Origin of the sequence: Streptomyces sp. NPDC096205, from assembly GCF_044763135.1 — a bacterium.
GTDB lineage: Bacteria > Actinomycetota > Actinomycetes > Streptomycetales > Streptomycetaceae > Streptomyces.
On record NZ_JBIWFS010000007.1, the window covers coordinates 462,730 to 478,685 of the forward strand.

Annotated in this window: 15 protein-coding genes; 6 read left to right on the forward strand and 9 right to left on the reverse strand. The window is 70.8% G+C overall.

Features of this window, described 5'->3' with window-relative positions; all coding sequences use genetic code 11:
• Positions 1 to 183: 183 nt before the first annotated feature.
• The gene (gene greA, locus ACIQ6Y_RS26930; RefSeq protein ID WP_404042556.1) at positions 184 to 684 is read left to right on the forward strand and encodes a transcription elongation factor GreA; all 501 of its coding nucleotides are present in this window, start codon (positions 184 to 186) and stop codon (positions 682 to 684) included.
• 106 nt (positions 685 to 790) lie between these two features.
• Here greA and ACIQ6Y_RS26935 read toward each other — a convergent pair whose 3' ends face one another.
• From ACIQ6Y_RS26935 to ilvA, 3 genes are all read right to left on the reverse strand, one after another.
• On the reverse strand, positions 791 to 1,636 hold the full coding sequence (locus ACIQ6Y_RS26935; protein WP_404042557.1) for an ABC transporter permease: 846 nt from the start codon (positions 1,634 to 1,636) through the stop codon (positions 791 to 793).
• Positions 1,633 to 2,661 carry an ATP-binding cassette domain-containing protein gene (locus tag ACIQ6Y_RS26940; RefSeq protein WP_404042558.1) on the reverse strand — a complete coding sequence of 343 codons (1,029 nt, stop codon included), beginning with the start codon at positions 2,659 to 2,661 and terminating at the stop codon, positions 1,633 to 1,635. Before ACIQ6Y_RS26940 ends, ACIQ6Y_RS26935 begins: the two co-directional genes overlap by 4 nt.
• A 299-nt stretch (positions 2,662 to 2,960) precedes the next feature.
• Entirely contained in the window at positions 2,961 to 4,190 is a 1,230-nt protein-coding gene (gene ilvA, locus ACIQ6Y_RS26945; protein ID WP_404042559.1) for a threonine ammonia-lyase, read from the reverse strand.
• Positions 4,191 to 4,353: 163 nt separating this feature from the next.
• Here ilvA and ACIQ6Y_RS26950 point away from each other — a divergent pair, with 163 nt between their 5' ends.
• From ACIQ6Y_RS26950 to ACIQ6Y_RS26960, 3 genes are all read left to right on the forward strand, one after another.
• Positions 4,354 to 4,860, forward strand: a complete 507-nt coding sequence (locus ACIQ6Y_RS26950) for a MarR family winged helix-turn-helix transcriptional regulator (RefSeq protein ID WP_404042649.1) — start codon at positions 4,354 to 4,356, stop codon at positions 4,858 to 4,860.
• Positions 4,861 to 5,094: 234 nt separating this feature from the next.
• Complete coding sequence (locus ACIQ6Y_RS26955) at positions 5,095 to 5,598, forward strand: sigma factor-like helix-turn-helix DNA-binding protein (protein WP_404042560.1); 504 nt, start codon at positions 5,095 to 5,097, stop codon at positions 5,596 to 5,598.
• The gene (locus ACIQ6Y_RS26960; protein ID WP_404042561.1) at positions 5,595 to 5,843 is read left to right on the forward strand and encodes a hypothetical protein; all 249 of its coding nucleotides are present in this window, start codon (positions 5,595 to 5,597) and stop codon (positions 5,841 to 5,843) included. Before ACIQ6Y_RS26955 ends, ACIQ6Y_RS26960 begins: the two co-directional genes overlap by 4 nt.
• 3 nt (positions 5,844 to 5,846) lie before the next feature.
• Here the strand turns inward: ACIQ6Y_RS26960 and ACIQ6Y_RS26965 are convergent, their stop codons facing one another.
• Positions 5,847 to 7,001 carry a cystathionine gamma-synthase gene (locus ACIQ6Y_RS26965; protein ID WP_404042562.1) on the reverse strand — a complete coding sequence of 385 codons (1,155 nt, stop codon included), beginning with the start codon at positions 6,999 to 7,001 and terminating at the stop codon, positions 5,847 to 5,849.
• A gap of 131 nt (positions 7,002 to 7,132) precedes the next feature.
• On the opposite strand from ACIQ6Y_RS26965, the gene ACIQ6Y_RS26970 reads away from it, so the two are divergent.
• A complete protein-coding gene (locus ACIQ6Y_RS26970) occupies positions 7,133 to 8,251 on the forward strand; it encodes a hypothetical protein (protein WP_404042563.1) in 1,119 nt (372 codons plus the stop codon).
• A gap of 19 nt (positions 8,252 to 8,270) precedes the next feature.
• Here the strand turns inward: ACIQ6Y_RS26970 and ACIQ6Y_RS26975 are convergent, their stop codons facing one another.
• Both ACIQ6Y_RS26975 and ACIQ6Y_RS26980 read right to left on the reverse strand, forming a co-directional pair.
• Entirely contained in the window at positions 8,271 to 8,654 is a 384-nt protein-coding gene (locus ACIQ6Y_RS26975; RefSeq protein WP_404042564.1) for a VOC family protein, read from the reverse strand.
• A gap of 155 nt (positions 8,655 to 8,809) precedes the next feature.
• Positions 8,810 to 9,853, reverse strand: coding sequence for an NAD(P)-dependent alcohol dehydrogenase (locus ACIQ6Y_RS26980; RefSeq protein ID WP_404042565.1), 1,044 nt, complete (start codon positions 9,851 to 9,853; stop codon positions 8,810 to 8,812).
• A gap of 173 nt (positions 9,854 to 10,026) precedes the next feature.
• Between ACIQ6Y_RS26980 and ACIQ6Y_RS26985 the strand changes: the two genes are divergently transcribed.
• On the forward strand, positions 10,027 to 10,959 hold the full coding sequence (locus ACIQ6Y_RS26985) for a helix-turn-helix domain-containing protein (RefSeq protein ID WP_404042566.1): 933 nt from the start codon (positions 10,027 to 10,029) through the stop codon (positions 10,957 to 10,959).
• Between the two features lies 1 nt (position 10,960).
• On the opposite strand, the gene ACIQ6Y_RS26990 is transcribed toward ACIQ6Y_RS26985, so the two are convergent.
• The 3 genes from ACIQ6Y_RS26990 to ACIQ6Y_RS27000 all read right to left on the reverse strand — a co-directional run bounded on the left by ACIQ6Y_RS26990 (position 10,961) and on the right by ACIQ6Y_RS27000 (position 15,809).
• Positions 10,961 to 11,473, reverse strand: coding sequence for a hypothetical protein (locus ACIQ6Y_RS26990; RefSeq protein ID WP_404042567.1), 513 nt, complete (start codon positions 11,471 to 11,473; stop codon positions 10,961 to 10,963).
• A gap of 76 nt (positions 11,474 to 11,549) precedes the next feature.
• Entirely contained in the window at positions 11,550 to 12,320 is a 771-nt protein-coding gene (locus ACIQ6Y_RS26995) for a group II truncated hemoglobin (RefSeq protein ID WP_404042568.1), read from the reverse strand.
• A 165-nt stretch (positions 12,321 to 12,485) separates the two neighbouring features.
• Positions 12,486 to 15,809 carry a S8 family peptidase gene (locus tag ACIQ6Y_RS27000; protein ID WP_404042569.1) on the reverse strand — a complete coding sequence of 1,108 codons (3,324 nt, stop codon included), beginning with the start codon at positions 15,807 to 15,809 and terminating at the stop codon, positions 12,486 to 12,488.
• Between the last annotated feature and the right edge of the window lie 147 nt (positions 15,810 to 15,956).

Below are 15,956 nucleotides of genomic sequence, written 5' to 3' on the forward strand. Positions count from 1 at the left end.
ACCGAGCGCTGTCGGTCTTCCTCGGAATACCCGGCGCTGACCTGCGTTGACGGGATTTTAGTGACTTATGTCCTCCCCCTTCCGCCTCTGAATTGTTAGGCTCGTGGTTTCGCCCACTCATGAAGGAACATTCTTCTGGGTAGGGCGATGCTTTGTATTCCCAGTACCGACGAGGAGCACCCTGTGACCCAGACCAGCGAGAACGTCACCTGGCTGACCCAGGAGGCGTACAACAAGCTCAAGGACGAGCTTGAGTACCTTACTGGTCCTGCGCGCACGGAGATCGCCGCCAAGATCGCGGCCGCGCGCGAGGAGGGCGACCTGCGCGAGAACGGCGGGTACCACGCGGCCAAGGAGGAGCAGGGCAAGCAGGAGCTCCGTGTGCGCCAGCTGACCCAGCTTCTGGAGAGCGCCAAGGTGGGCGAAGCCCCGGCTTCGGCGGACGGCGCGGTGGCCCCCGGCATGGTCGTGACGATCGCCTTCGACGGTGACGAGGACGACACGCTGACCTTCCTGCTCGCCTCCCGCGAGTACGCCAGCGCCGACATCGAGACCTACTCGCCGCAGTCGCCGCTCGGCTCCGGCGTGATCGGCCACAAGGTCGGCGAGGACGCCGAGTACGAGATGCCCAACGGCAAGAAGGCCTCCGTGCGCATCCTCAAGGCCGAGCCGTACCAGAACTGAGCCCGTCCCCCGCTTTTTCCGGAGCCGTTCCGGAGCCTTTCCGGCGAGCCCCCGGTGTCCCTCGTGACGCCGGGGGCTCGTCATGTCCGGGCCGTCCCGGGCGTGCTCAGGCCGCGGCCGAGCGGTACTTGCGCACCGCCAGGGTCCGGAAGACCACGATGATCAGGACCGACCAGATCAGCGAGGCCCACACCGGGTGCTCCATCGGCCAGGCGCTGGAGGGCGACACCCCCGGGTTGCCGAACAGCTCCCGGCAGGCCTGCACCGTGGCGCTGAACGGGTTCCAGTCCGCCACATGCCGCAGCCAGGGCGTCATCCGGCTGGAGTCCACGAACGCGTTGGACAGGAACGTCACCGGGAAGAGCCAGATCAGACCACCGGAGGTGGCCGCCTCGGGCGTGCGCACCGACAGGCCGATCAGCGCACCGACCCAGGTGAACGCGTATCCCAGCAGGAGCAGCAGGGCGAAGGCGCCGAGCACCTCACCGAAGCTGGTGTGGGTGCGCCAGCCGACGAGCAGGGCGACTGTCGCGAGGACGAGCAGGGTCAGGGCCGTCTGCACCAGGTCGGCGAGGGTGCGCCCGGTCAGCACCGCTCCGCGCGCCATGGGCAGCGAGCGGAACCGGTCTATCAGGCCCTTGTGCATGTCGTCGGCGATACCCGCGCCGGCTCCGGCGGTGGCGAAGGTGACGGTCTGGGCGAAGATGCCCGCCATGAGGAACTCACGGTAGACGCCGGGGTCGGTGGTGCCGCCGATGTTCATGGAGCCGCCGAACACATAGCTGAACAGCACCACGAACATGATCGGCTGGATCAGCCCGAAGATGATCATCTCCGGGATCCGTGACATACGGATCAGGTTGCGCTTGGCGACGACGAGCGAGTCCCGGACCGACTGGACGACCGGGTTCTGGCCCGCCGCGACGGGTGCGGCGTCGGTGACGGCACTCACTGGCCGTCCTCCTTCCTGCGGGTGCGGCTGCGTGACCGCGCGTCGGCGGGGGTCCCCTCGTCGGTCTCCTCGTCCTCGGGCTTGGCCTCGGCGACATGGCCGGTCAGGGAGAGGAAGACGTCGTCGAGGGTGGGGCGGCGCAGTCCGATGTCGTCGATCTCGATGCCGCGGACGTCGAGTTCGCGGATGATCTCGGCGAGCAGCTTGGCGCCGCCGGTGACGGGCACGGTGAGCTTGCGGGTGTGTTCCTCGTAGCTGGTCTCGCCCTTGCCGAGGCCGGTGAGCACCTCGGCTGCGGTGGGTATGTCCTCGCGCTCATGGACGACGACTTCGACGCGCTCGCCGCCGGTGCGGGCCTTGAGCTGGTCGGAGGTGCCGCGGGCGATGACCTTGCCGTGGTCGACCACCGCGATGTCGTGGGCGAGGTGGTCGGCCTCCTCCAGATACTGGGTGGTCAGCAGCAGGGTGGTGCCGCCGGAGACGAGCTGCTTGATGACCTCCCACAGCTGCTGGCGGTTGCGCGGGTCGAGTCCGGTCGTCGGCTCGTCCATGAACATCACGGGCGGGGAGACGACCAGCGCCGCGGCCAGGTCGAGCCTGCGGCGCATGCCGCCGGAGTAGGTCTTGGCGGTGCGGTCGGCGGCCTCGGTGAGGTGGAACTGCTCCAGCAGCTCCTCGGCCCGGGCCTTCGCGGCCTTGGCCTTCATCTGGTAGAGCTGGCCGACCATCTGGAGGTTCTCGCGGCCGGTGAGCAGTTCGTCGACCGCCGCGAACTGGCCGGACAGGCCGATGGAGCGGCGTACCTCGTTGGGCTGCTTGAGCACGTCGAGGCCGGCGACGATCGCGCGGCCGCTGTCGGGGCGCAGCAGTGTGGTCAGACAGCGCACCGTCGTGGTCTTGCCCGCGCCGTTGGGCCCGAGCAGGCCGAGGACGGTTCCCTCGGGGACATCGAGGTCGACGCCGTCCAGTGCCTTTACCTTGCCGAAGGTCTTCACCAGACCCTCGGCGTGAATGGCGCCTGGCATATGAGTCTCCACGTCGTTGGGGATTCTGCGGAAAGCCTAGGTTCGTGCTTTTCGCTCCGCTCGGAGTTTTCGCGCTGTGCAGGTGAGGCGCGGGGTCCGCCGAGTGCGGGGCCATGCATTCACGGTATCGCGATGTATCGCGTCTCTCAATGGGCTTCGCTCGAACGAGTGACCGGGGGAGGTCCGGCCTCGGTCGATGGCCGGTCCCGGCCCAGGTGGACGACCGGTCCTGGGCTCAGCAGATGACCCGGTGGCCCGGTCCTGGGCTCAGCCGATGACCCGGTGGCCCGGTCCCGGCCTCAGTCGATGACCCGGTACCCGGCCTCGCGCAGCGCCTGGCCGACCTCCGCGCAGTGCACGGGGCCCTTGGTCTCCAGGTGAAGGTCGACCTCCGCCTCCGTGAGGCCGAGCCGCGGATCGGTCCGCACATGGCCCACGTCGAGCACGTTGGCGTCCACCGCCGACAGCACCCCGAGCAGCGTCGCGAGGGCCCCCGGCCGGTCGGTCAGCCGCAGCCGGACCGCGAGGTAGCGGCCCTGCGCGGCCATGCCGTGCCGCAGCACCCGCTGCAGCAGCACCGGATCGACGTTGCCGCCGGACAGCACCGCCACGACCGGCCCCTCGAAGGCGCCCGGGTCGCTCAGCAGCGCCGCCACCGGGCTGGCCCCGGCCGGCTCCACGACCAGCTTGGCCCGCTCCAGGCACAGCAGCAGCGCCGTGGCCAGCTCGTCCTCGGTGACCGTGCGCACCTCGTCCACCAACTCGCTGACCAGGCCGAACGGCACATCGCCCGGCCGCCCCACCCGGATGCCGTCGGCCATCGTCACCGGGGTCGTGAGCGCCACCGGTCGCCCCGCCGCCAGCGACGGCGGGTACGCGGCCGCACCCGCGGCCTGCACGCCGACGATCCGGACGTCCGGCCGCAGCGCCTTCACCGCGACCGCGATGCCCGCGGCGAGCCCGCCGCCGCCGATCCCGACGACGATCGTCCGCACCTCGGGGCACTGCTCGAGGATCTCCAGGCCGACCGTGCCCTGCCCCGCGATGATGTCGGGGTGGTCGAAGGGGTGGATGAAGACCGCGCCCGTCTCGTCGGCGTACTCCTCGGCCGCCGCGAGGGTCTCGTCGACGACCTGGCCGTGCAGCCGCACCTCGGCGCCGTAGTCACGGGTCGCGCTGATCTTGGGCAGCGGTGCGCCCTTGGGCATGAACACCGTCGACCGCACTCCCAGCAGCGACGACGCCAGGGCGACGCCCTGCGCGTGGTTGCCCGCGCTCGCGGCCACCACCCCCGCGGCCCGCTCCTCGGGGAGCAGCCCGGCGATCCGGACGTAGGCGCCGCGCAGCTTGAACGAGCCCGTCCGCTGGAGGTTCTCGCACTTGAGGTGGACGGGCGCCCCCACCAGCTGCGTGAGGTGCCGGCTGCCCTCCATCGCGGTCACCCGCGCCACCCCCGCGAGCATCTTCCGGGCCCCGCGCACGTCGTCGAGGGTGACCGGCGGCAGGGGATCGGCCTTGAGGCGGTTCATGTCTCAAGTCTCGCAGTTCACACCCGGCGCGCGCGGTTGTGACCAACCTCCGAGACCGGTTTGCGCAGCGCCGGTACGGCCCGTCCCCCATCCGCGTACTCTGTCCCCCAACTCAGCCGTCCCTTCATGAAGTGAGCCTCCGGCCATGCCCACAACACCTGAAATGTCGATGGACATGAGGACCGTCGGTGACACCGGTCTCCTCGACGCTCTGCAGCACGAGGTGGCGGTGTTCGCCCGCCGTGCCGAACAGACCCGGCTCGGTGGGGTCGGTCAGGTGCGCAACTCCATGGACCGCGCCGCGTACCTGCTGCTCAACCGGCTCGACAAGGAGGGCCCGATGGGCGTCAAGGCGCTCGCCGCGAGCATGGGCATCGACTCCTCGACGGTCACGCGGCAGGTGGCTCCGCTCGTCGACACCGGGCTCGTCAAGCGCACCTCGCACCCCGAGGACGGGCGGGCCGTGGTGCTGCAGCTGTCCCCGCGCGGGCTGTCGCGGCTGGAGGAAGTGCGCTCCTCGCGGCGTCAGTTGATGGACGAGCTGACACACGACTGGGGCCCGCAGGAGCGCGAGGCGTTCTGCACGCTCCTCACCCGCTTCAATGACGCCCTGTCCGCGCGGATGTCCACCCACGGCATGACCGGGCCGGAGTCCGCGCCCGCGTCCTGAGCGCCGCGACCGGCCGTCCGCACGCGCGCGTCCGCTGCCTGTACGCCGACCACAGGTTCGCCCCGCCCGCCTCCCGGTGCCGGTACCGCGTGACAGGGCTGCTGCGCGGCTCTTGACCGAAAGGGCACCCCTGGCCTCATATGAGACCGAGCCCCGTCGTACGCCGTTCCGCCCGCGCGGCGGCCGCACGCCGCCGGGGCCGATTCCTCATGGTCGCCCTCAGGGGGAGGTGCGGTGCGAGAACGGCAAGCGGACCGAGGCGCCCGCCGGGACCGGGAGTTCGAGGCGTTCGTCGCGGGCGCCTCGGGGCGGCTGCTGCACACCGCGACGCTGCTGACGGCGGAGACCCCGGCCGACAACCCGCGCGCGCGGCGGCTGCTCACACTCGCCCTCGCGCACACGTACGCGTGCTGGGACCGACTGCGCGGCGAGGACCCGTACAACCGCACCCGCCAGTTTCTCGCCACCCGCTTCGCCCGTACGGCCTGGCATCAGTACGGCGGTCTGGGGCGGGCCCGCCCGCACCCCGGCAGCGTCCTGGCCGTGCTCGCCCCGCAGGAGCGGCTGATTCTCGTCCTGCGGCTCTACGAGGGTGTCGCGGAGGAACAGGCCGCCGCTCTGCTGGGCCTGCCCGTGGAGCGTGTGCGCGCCGTCTGCGACCGCGCGACCGCGACCCTGCTGCATCCGCCGCGGGGCCCGGCGCCGGCGGTCGTGGGCGCGAAGGCGGTGGCGTCATGAGCCGGGCCGACCGGGAGGCGGCGGCACGGCGGATCATGGAACGGACATCGCCGCCGGTGCCGCCCGAGCTGTACGCCGACGCCGTGCGCCACGGCAGCCGGCTGCTGCATCGGCAGGTCCTGGTCCGGCGCCTGATGTGGCTGCTGCTGTGCGTGGCGGTCGTGGCGTTCACCGTCTGGGCCGTCATGGTCCAGCCGTGGGTGGAGCCGCCGTCGGAGACGACCCCACCCCTCGAGGGCTGGTAGCCGTCAGCCGAGCGCCTGCTGCAGGTCCTCCAGCAGGTCGTCCACGTTCTCGATGCCCACGGAGAGGCGTACGAGGTCGGCGGGGACCTCCAGGGCCGAACCGGCCGCGGAGGCGTGGGTCATGCGGCCCGGGTGCTCGATCAGCGACTCCACGCCGCCCAGGGACTCGCCCAGGGTGAAGATCTTGGCGCGGTTGCAGACCTCGACGGCCGCCTCCTCGCCGCCGTCCACCTGGAAGGAGATCATGCCGCCGAACGACCGCATCTGCTTGGCCGCGACCTCGTGGCCGGGGTGGTCCGGCAGACCGGGGTAGAGCACCCGCGTCACGCGCGCGTGGCGGGTGAGCATGTCGGCGATCTTGGTGGCGTTCTCGCTGTGCCGGTCCATGCGCACGGACAGCGTCTTGGTGCCGCGCAGCACCAGCCAGGAGTCGAAGGGGCCGGCGACCGCGCCCATGGCGTTCTGGTGGTACGCCAGCTCCTCGCCGAGGCCCTCGTCGGCCACGATCAGCGCGCCGCCGACCACGTCGGAGTGCCCGCCCATGTACTTGGTGAGGGAGTGCACGACCACGTCCGCGCCGAGCGACAGCGGCTGCTGGAGGTACGGCGTGGCGAAGGTGTTGTCGACGACCAGCTTGGCGCCGGCGTCCCGGGCGACCTGGGCGACGGCGGCGATGTCGGTGATGCCGAGCAGCGGGTTGGAGGGCGTCTCCACCCAGACGACCTTGGTCTTCGGGGTGATCGCGGCACGCACCGCGGCCGGGTCGCTGGTGTTCGCGACCGACCACTCCACGCCCCAGCGGGCGACGACCTTGGCGAAGAGCCGGAACGTGCCGCCGTAGGCGTCGTTCGGGATCACCACGTGGTCGCCGGGGCTGAGCAGCGTACGCAACAGGCAGTCCTCGGCCGCCAGTCCGGACGCGAACGCGAGGCCGCGGCGGCCGCCCTCCAGGGCGGCGAGGTTCTCCTCCAGGGCGGTCCTGGTGGGGTTGGCGCTGCGGCTGTACTCGTAGCCGCCGCGCAGGCCGCCGACGCCGTCCTGCTTGTAGGTGGACACCTGGTAGATCGGCGGGACGACCGCGCCGGTCAGAGGGTCGGCGGTGTTGCCCGCGTGGATCGCGAGCGTCTCGAAGTGCTGACTGATGTGCCTGTCGCTCATGTGCACCGAGCGTAGTGCTCCTGACGGGCGGGTGCCGGACGAGTGGGCGGCCACGAGGGTTCCCCCTCGGTTTTCCACAGGCCGGGGGGCCAGGTTGGCCAATTGTCGGCGGCGTCTGGTTCGCTTGAGGCATGGAGATTCTCTGGGTCCTGATGGCACTGCTCATGCTGGGCTTCGTGCTCGGTCCGTTCGTCATGCGCAGGCGCCGCGGCATCGAGCTGGTGTCCCCGCAGCACCCGGACGCCGCCGACCCCGCGAACTACGGGTTCGTGCGGCAGGAGGAGCTCGACGTGCGCATGCCCGGCCCCGACCAGGATCTGCTGGACGTGCTGGACCTGGTGCAGCGCACCCAGGACTACCGGGCGGCGGCCCAGCTGCTCGCGGGGACCGAGACGGAGGGCGAGCGGCGCTGGCAGCGTGTGCAGGCCTTCGCCGGCGCGGCGGCGCTGGAGCTCCAGCAGCAGCCGGGCGGGGTCAGCGAGACGCCCGGCGGGCAGTGGCTGCGGGTGTGGCGCGCGGAGGCGCCGAAGGACGCGGGCGGTGCGGCGGTGCACGCCGAGTTCCTGGTGCAGCAGGCGTGGCGTACGTCGACGCCGGGCACGGACGACTTCCGGATCATCATGGAGGAGGCCAGGGCGGCGTGCGCCGACGCGGCGCTGCTCTCCCCCGGCGACCCGGTCCCCCACATCATCGAGCTCTCGGTGGCCCGCGGCCTGGCCTACTCGCAGGCCGAGTTCGAGCAGCTCTGGCTGAAGATCCTGGACCACGCGCCCGCGCACATGGGCGCGCATCTGGCGGCCCTGCACTACTGGTGCGAGAAGTGGCACGGCTCGCGCGAGCAGGCCTACGCCTTCGCCGAGGCCGCGGCCGCGCGGGCCCCGCAGGGTTCGCTGCTCGCGGCGATGCCGCTGTTCGCCGTCTTCGAGCACCTGCCCGAGGTCAACCTGGTCGCGAGCTTCTACCGGAGCGAGGTCGTCACCAAGGCGATGCACGGCGCCCTGCACGCGGTGCACTCTGCGCGCGCCGACGACCCGATGCTCGCCCACGTCCGCCACCTGCTGCTGTTCTTCCTGGTCCGCGCCGAGCGCTGGTCCGAGGCCATGAGCCAGCTCGTCCACGTCGACGGCCACGTCGGCGCCCTCCCCTGGACCCTGTCCGCCGACCCGGCCGCCCAGTTCGCGATATTCCGCGCCCTCGCGGTCGCGGGCTACGAGGCGAACGGCGGCACACCGGCGACGCTGCACAGCTGAGCGGCGCGGCGGGCGTCGGTCAGGAACCGCTCCCGTAAGGCCGCGTCAGTATCTCCAGGTTGTGGCCGTTCGGGTCCTCGAAGTACGTGCCGCGGCCGCCGTCGTTGTGGTTGATCTCGCCCGGGCGGGAGTGGAAGGGGTCGGCCCAGTAGGGCAGGCCGGCGGCGCGGATGCGGGTGAAGATGGTGTCGAAGTCGGTCTCGGAGACCAGGAAGGCGTAGTGCTGGGGCGTGATGTCGCCGGGTGAGTCCATGTAGTCGAGGGTCACGCCGTTGGGTATCTCGACGGGGATGAAGGGGCCGTACTGAGGGCTCACCTCCAGGCCGAGGAGGTCGGCGAGGAAGCGGGCCGAGGCCTTTTTGTCGTGGGCGCTGACGATGGTGTGGTTCAGCTGCACGGTCATGCTTCCACGCTAGGCAGCGGCCCTGCCCCGCACCACAGACCTCCGGACGATCCGCGTAGGTCCATGGGCCTACCGCGCGCGTAGGGCCTTGGTCTTCCCCGGACGTACGCCGAGGCCCCCGGGGTCGCTCCCCGGGGGCCTCGTACAGGGTCAGGTCAGATCGTCGACGCGTCGATCACGAAGCGGTAGCGCACATCGCTGTTGAGCACGCGCTCGTAGGCCTCGTTGATCTCCTCGGCCCGGATCAGCTCGATCTCGGCGCCGAAGCCGTGCCCCGCGCAGAAGTCGAGCATCTCCTGGGTCTCGGCGATGCCGCCGATCATGGAACCGGCGAGGGTCTTGCGGTTGCCGATGACGGAGAAGAGGTTGAGGGAGATCGGCTCCTCGGGGGCGCCGACGTTCACCAGGGCGCCGTCGGTCTTCAGCAGCGTGAGGTACGCGTTGAAGTCCAGCGGGGCCGAGACCGTCGAGACGATCAGGTCGAAGGTGCCGGCCAGCTCCTGGAAGGTCTTCGGGTCGCTGGTGGCGTAGTAGTGGTCGGCACCCAGCTTGAGGCCGTCGTCCTTCTTGCGCAGCGACTGCGACAGCACGGTCACCTCGGCGCCGAGGGCATGCGCGATCTTGACGCCCATGTGGCCGAGGCCGCCCATGCCGAGGATCGCGACCTTCTTGCCGGGGCCGGCGCCCCAGTGCTTGAGCGGGGAGTACAGGGTGATGCCGGCGCACAGCAGCGGCGCGGCCTCGTCGAGCGCCAGGCCGTCGGGGATGCGCACCACGTAGTTCTCGTCGACGACGATCTTCTCGGAGTAGCCGCCGTAGGTGGGCTCGCCGTCCTTGCCGACGGCGTTGTACGTGCCGACCATGCCGCCGCCGGTGCAGTACTGCTCCAGGCCGGCCTTGCAGTTGTCGCACTCGCGGCAGGAGTCGACCATGCAGCCGACGCCCACCCGGTCGCCCACGGCGTACTTGGTCACGCCGGAGCCGACGGCGGAGACGACGCCCGCGATCTCATGGCCGGGGACCATCGGGAAGATCGCCTCGCCCCAGCCCTCACGGGCCTGGTGGATGTCGGAGTGGCAGATACCCGCGTACTTGATGTCGATCAGGACGTCGTGCTCGCCCACCTCGCGCCGCTCGATGGTGGTGCGCTCCAGCGGAGCCTTGGCGGCGGGGGCGGCGTACGCAGCAACAGTGGTCATGCCGGGGGTTCTCCTAGCAGAGTGATCCGCGCCCGGCTGCCTTTCGGCCGGGCACGCTGACCAGCCTGCCGCAACGACCGGCATCCGCCCAGGTCACGGCTGTGCCTACGCACGCTGTGCCTACCACTGGCAAGGTCAGGCTTGTGGGCGTACGTACGGGAATACTGGACCGTATGGAAGCACAGCCCGCATCCGAGTCCGCGCCTGACGTCGCGCCCGAGTCCGGCACCGCCCTGGACCGCCGAGCCGAGCTCAGCGAGTTCCTGCGCACCCGGCGTGCCCGGCTCAAGCCGCAGGACGTGGGGCTGCCGGAGTTCGGCAGGCAGCGCAGGGTGCCCGGGCTGCGGCGCGAGGAGCTGGCCCAGCTGGCCGGGGTGTCGGTGGCGTACTACACGCGCCTGGAGCAGGGCAACGGACGCAATGTGTCCACGGAGGTGCTGGACGCCATCGCCCGGGCGCTCAGGCTGACCGACGCCGAGCACGCGCATCTGACGCACCTGGCCAACCCCAAGCAGCACAAGAAGAAGCCGGCCGCGCGCAGCCAGCAGGTGCGTCCCGCGCTGCGGCAGCTGCTGGACACCATGGACGCGGTCCCGGCGTACGTCGTGGGGCGGCGCTCGGACATCCTGGCGTGGAACCGGATGGCGGCGGCGCTCTTCGGGGACTGGGCGGAGCTGCCGCCCGCGCACCGCAACTGGGCGCGGCTGGTGTTCCTGCGGCCCGACTACCACGACCTGTTCCAGGACTGGGAGCAGAAGGCGATCGACATCGTGTGCCATCTGCGGATGGACGCCGGCTGCTATCCGGACGATCCGCGGCTGTCGGCGCTGGTGGGCGAACTGTCCGTGAAGAGCGAGGACTTCCGGCGGCTGTGGGCCACCCATGACGTCAAGGAGAAGTCGCACGGGGTGAAGCTGCTGCGCCATCCGCTGGTGGGCGAGCTGTCCCTGCGCTTCGAGTCCTTCCGCCTCGCCGACGACTCCGAGCAGGTCCTCGTCACCTATCACGCCGACCCGGCCACACCCTCCGCGGAGGCGCTGCGGCTGCTGGCCAGCTGGGGCACGGACGCGACCCGCGCGGGCCAGGACAGCGGCGTACAGCACTGAGTCAGTCGGCCACGCCCAGGTCCTCCCGCATCAGCCGCCGCATCGCCGACAGCCGCGGCTCGGCCTCCTTCAGCGCGAGCAGAGCCGCGTCGGGATCCTCGCCCGGCCGGGCCAGGCCCCGGTCGAGGCGCTTGACGGCCGCGTCGCTCCCGGCGAGGACCTCGTTGACGGCCCGGGAGGCGTCGAGGATCCGCTCGGGCACGATCATCTGCGCCTCGGCGTACCGGTCGCGGTACTCGCGGCGCACCTCTTCGAGATGATCGCGGTCCTGCTCGGTCCACACGCCGTCGCGGATTCGGTGCAGTGCGTCCTTGAGCAGGGTGTGGAACTGCCGGGCGGACCGGTTGATCGCGACGTACGCCTCCCGCCGCTCGGCCAGCCGCCGCTCACGTACGGCGGCGCCGGCCTCCTCGGCACGTCGGCGGTCGGTCAGCCGCTGGCTGAGGACGGGCGCGAAGAGCGTGCCGAGGACACCGACGACGGCGGTGATCATGGCGGTGACGGCAGCGGTCATACGGCGACTCTACGGCGGCCCGCTCGCCCCTGACACGACGGTGCGACGGCCATGACCGCGACCCCGCGGCGGCTGCTCAGCCCTGGTACGGCGGCGCGGAGCCCCACGTCCACCGGGGCACGGGCTGCTCGGCGGGGGGTGCCGCGTCGGGGCCGGAGAAGTACAGCGCGAGGCGGGTGCCCCACTCGACGTAGGCGAGGAAGGCGGACCGGAACTCGGCGTCGGTGGGCAGGCCGGCCTCGTCGGCCGCGTCCTGGACGAGGTTGACCCACCGGCGGCGCTGGGGCTCGGTGATGCCCTTGCCGAGATGCTTGGCGACCATGTGGCTGTGGCCGCCCTGGGTCTCGGAGTAGCGGGGCGGACCGCCGAAGACCTCGCCGAGCCAGAGGGCGACGTGTTCGGCGTGGGCGGGGTCGAGGCCGGCGAAGACCGGCGCGAGGAGGTCGTCCTTCAGGACCTTGTCGTAGAAGACCGACGTCAGGCGGGTAAGGGCCGCCGCGCCGCCCGCCCAGTCGTAGAGGCTGGGGACGGCCGCGCCGGGGCCGCGCACCGGGGTGGGGGCGTAGTGGCGCATCTCCTCGATGTCCGCGATGTACGGCCTGATCTCGGCGAGGAAGGCCGGGAACAGGTCGGACTTGCGGAAGCCGTCCAGGTGGTCGGCGGTGGAGGTCCAGGTGATGCGCAGGATGTGGTGCTCGGCGTCCTCCTCGCAGCGGGTGAGTTCGTAGTCGACACATTGCGGGGCCGCGGCCAGTTGCGTCGCGGCGCGGGTGTAGGCGGCCAGGAACTCCGCCGAGCGCTCTTCGGGAATGCGGTACCGGATGTACTCCACCGTGTGAGCCGTCATGGGGTCACACAAGCACGAACGGCCCGCCGGAAGCAGGGCTTCCGACAGGCCGTTCGCTCAAGGCTCAGTGAGCCGAGGGCTCAAGGAGCTGAGGGCTCAAGGAGCTGAGGGCTCAGTGAGCCGAGGGCTCGGTGAGCTCCACGCTCAGTGAGCTGACGGATCGACTCACTTGCCGTAGTAGGCGTTGTAGATCGACACCGTCGACTTGTTGTTCTTCTTGTCCGTGATCTTGGCGTGGAAGGAGACACCCTTGCCGGCCGCCGGGTTCTTCACGGTGATCTTGCCGTTCGTCACGGTGACCTTCTTCCAGGTCTGGCCGTAGTCGTACGACACGTACACGTACAGCGACTTGAGGTTGGTACCCCGCGCCGCACCCAGGACGGTGACCGGGAAGGTCTGCTTCACACCGGCCGCGACACGGCCGTCCGAGCCGGTCTTGGCGCCGAAGACGGCGGTGGACGCGGGCAGCGCCACGTCGTCGGTGGTGGTCGGCTTCTTGGAGCGGAAGGTCCAGCTGGCGTCGATCCGCGTGGAGGCGGCGGCGACGCGGACGCTGCGCTTGACCGAGGTGGTCAGACGGTACTCGGCGTCCGTGGACGGGACCGTGAACTCCTTCTCACCGAGCAGCGGGTCGTCGTGCGAGGCGACCTTGACGCCGTTGCGGTACAGGGTGGTCGCCACCGACGTGAAGTCGGAGGTGCCCGGGTGACCCGCAGAGTCGGCGTACAGCGGCAGCAGACCGCCGATCTTGTTGCCGTTGCGGTAGAGGCCGTAGTCGGCCGTCACGCGCGGGCCGAAGACCGGCTTGTTGAAGGTGGTGGCGTACGTCTTGCCCGCCTGGTAGGCCTTCACGCCGTCCGAGGTGTAGAACGCCTCGGCGATCGGGAAGCCGTCGGCGTCCCGGGCTGCGCCGAACTGCTCGAAGTCCAGGCCCCAGGCGATGCCGTTCGCGGTGGACACGTTGACCGTGCGCGTGCCGGGCAGCTTCTGCGGGACCGACAGGCCCATCACGAAGTCCTCGGGGAGGAGGCCGTAGACGGTGAGCGCGCCGGTCTTGCCCGAGGTGGCCGAGGCCAGGACGTTCTTCAGGGTGGCGAGCTCAGAGGCCTTGAAGTGCTTGACCTTGTCGCCCACGACCTTGGTGAGGTTGGCGGAGGTCAGCGCCACGTCCCACTCGGTGGCCGTGCCCTTGGTGAACTGGCCGCTCCAGGTCTGGGACAGACCGGTGACGGTCGGGCCCAGGTGCGCGATGCGCAGGTCGGCGAAGGAGGACGCCATGAGGCTGACGCCGATGCCGAAGCTGTCGTTGCCGAAGGCGTAGTTGATCGTCGCCGACAGCGGCTTGGCCGCGGTGTCGGGCACCGTGATGTCGGCCGCCTTCGTCGTACGGGCGTCGAGCGTCAGCGTGGTGTTCTTGGTGACGCTCAGCTTCGGCTGGACCAGCCAGTCGACGCCGCCCTCGAAGGAGGTGAGGTCCTTCACGATCCAGCCGTCCAGGCTGTACGTGCCGCGCGGGAGACGGACGGTGGTGACACCGCTGTTGTCCAGCGGGACGTCCACCATGCGGCCCTCGCCGAGGCCGGAGTAGCCGATCAGCAGGGTGCTGTACTGACCCGTCGGCTGGCCGTCCTTGCCGACGTGCTTGAGCGTCACGTCGTACGACTCGACCTCGCGGTTGACCGCGGCGGCCGTACGGACGCTCTGGCCGGCGCCGGTCGCGGTGACGAACGCGGAGTACGCGCCGTCGACCGTGCCGCCCAGGCGGGTGTCGACGGTGACGTCGACGGAGGCCTTGCCGTGCGCCGGGACGGTCACCGTGGTGGCGCCCAGCTTGAAGAAGCCGGCCGGGGCAGCGGTGCCCTGCGGGTTCTTGGCGCTGGCCTTGAGGGTCAGCGTGACGTCCGTGTCACCGAGGTTGCGGTACGTCAGCGCCTTGGTGACCGGCGTGTCGTCCGTGTGCGGCCACTGCTGGGTGCCGAAGCCCACCGAGACCGGCTCGGCGATCAGGGTCTGCTTGATGGCCTTGTCGACCTGGATACGGCCGGAACCCTGCTCGAACGCCGTGTAGTTGCCGCCCTTGGTGGAGGCGGTCAGGGCGCCCTTGATCTCGGCGTACGTCCAGTCGGGGTGCTGCTGCTTCAGGATGGCGGCGGCGCCCGCGACATGCGGGGTGGCCATCGAGGTGCCCGAGATGGTCAGGTACCCGGCCGGGTTCTCGCCGACCTCCTGCTCGATGACGCTGCCCTTGGCGGACGCGGCGGTGATGTCCACGCCCGGGGCGGTGACGTCCGGCTTGATCGCGCCGTCGCCGACGCGCGGGCCGGTCGAGGAGAACGGGGCGAGCTTGTCGGCGGAGTCGACCGCGCCGACGGTGAGCGCGGAGTCCGCGGAGCCGGGCGAACCGACGCTCTCGGGGCCGGAGTTGCCGGCCGCGATCGCGAAGAGGATGCCCTTCTCCTTGGACAGCTTGTCGACCTCGGCCTCCAGCGGGTCCACACCGGGACCGTCGGGGCCGCCGAGGCTGAGGTTGACGACGTCGGCGCCCTGCTCGGCCGCCCACTCCATGCCGGCGAGGATGCCGGAGTCGTCACCGGAGCCGGAGTCGTCCAGCACCTTGCCGTTGAGGATGGTCGCGCCCGGGGCCACGCCCTTGTACTTGCCGCCCGACTTGGCGCCGGTGCCCGCCGCGATGGACGCGACGTGCGTGCCGTGGCCGAACTTGTCGGAGGCGTCGGCGGCGGCGGTGAAGTTCTTCGACGCCGTCACCTGGGTCTTCAGGTCCGGGTGGGTGGCGTCCACACCGGTGTCCAGGACGGCGATCTTGACACCCTTGCCGTTGTAGCCGGCCGCCCACGCGGTGGGGGCGCCGATCTGCGTGGTGGAGGTGTCGAGCGTGACCTTGCGGGTGCCGTCGAGCCAGACGTGCGCGATGCCGGCGGCGGTCCTGCTGCCGTCGGTGACCGCGTCCCACAGCTCGGGCGTGTCGGCCTGAGTCGCCTGTACGGCGTCGGCGTTCAGGGTGTTCAGGGTGCGGCGCAGGGTGCCGGCCTCACGGACGTCCGCCTTGGCGGACGTGGCGGCTCCCTGGTAGCCGACGATGACCTTCAGCCCGTTCTTCTGGGACTTGCGGGTCGCCGCCTTGTTCAGCTCGGTGATGTCGAACAGCCGCTGGTCCAGCTTGCCGGAGGCGACCAGGCGGGCCGCGTCCGCCGGAATGACCAGGGTGTGCCCGTCGAACTTGCGGACGGCCACGGGTATGTTCTCGCGGCCTTCCGCGCGCTGCAGGCCGAGCACACGGCCCTTGCCGTCGACGGTGACACGGTCGCCGGTGATCAGCGTGACGCGATGACGGTCCGTCAGCTTGGCGGCGGTGCCGTGGTGCTGGGTGCCGGCCTCGGCCGAGGCCGGGCTGGTCAGACCCGCGGCCAGGGCGACGGCTGCGGCGCCGGCCACTGTGGCCGCGCCGACCTTTTTCACTTGTCTGCGCAAGACTCCCCCTGGGAGATGGAGTGCCGGGCGACTTCCCCGTTCACCCGGCCGGGGGTCATCCCGTACACCTGCGCGTACACCCCCCGGAGGATGAAGTATGCCGGGGGGTGATCAGCCGTCTCAACACGGGTTCGTCACGAGTCGGTC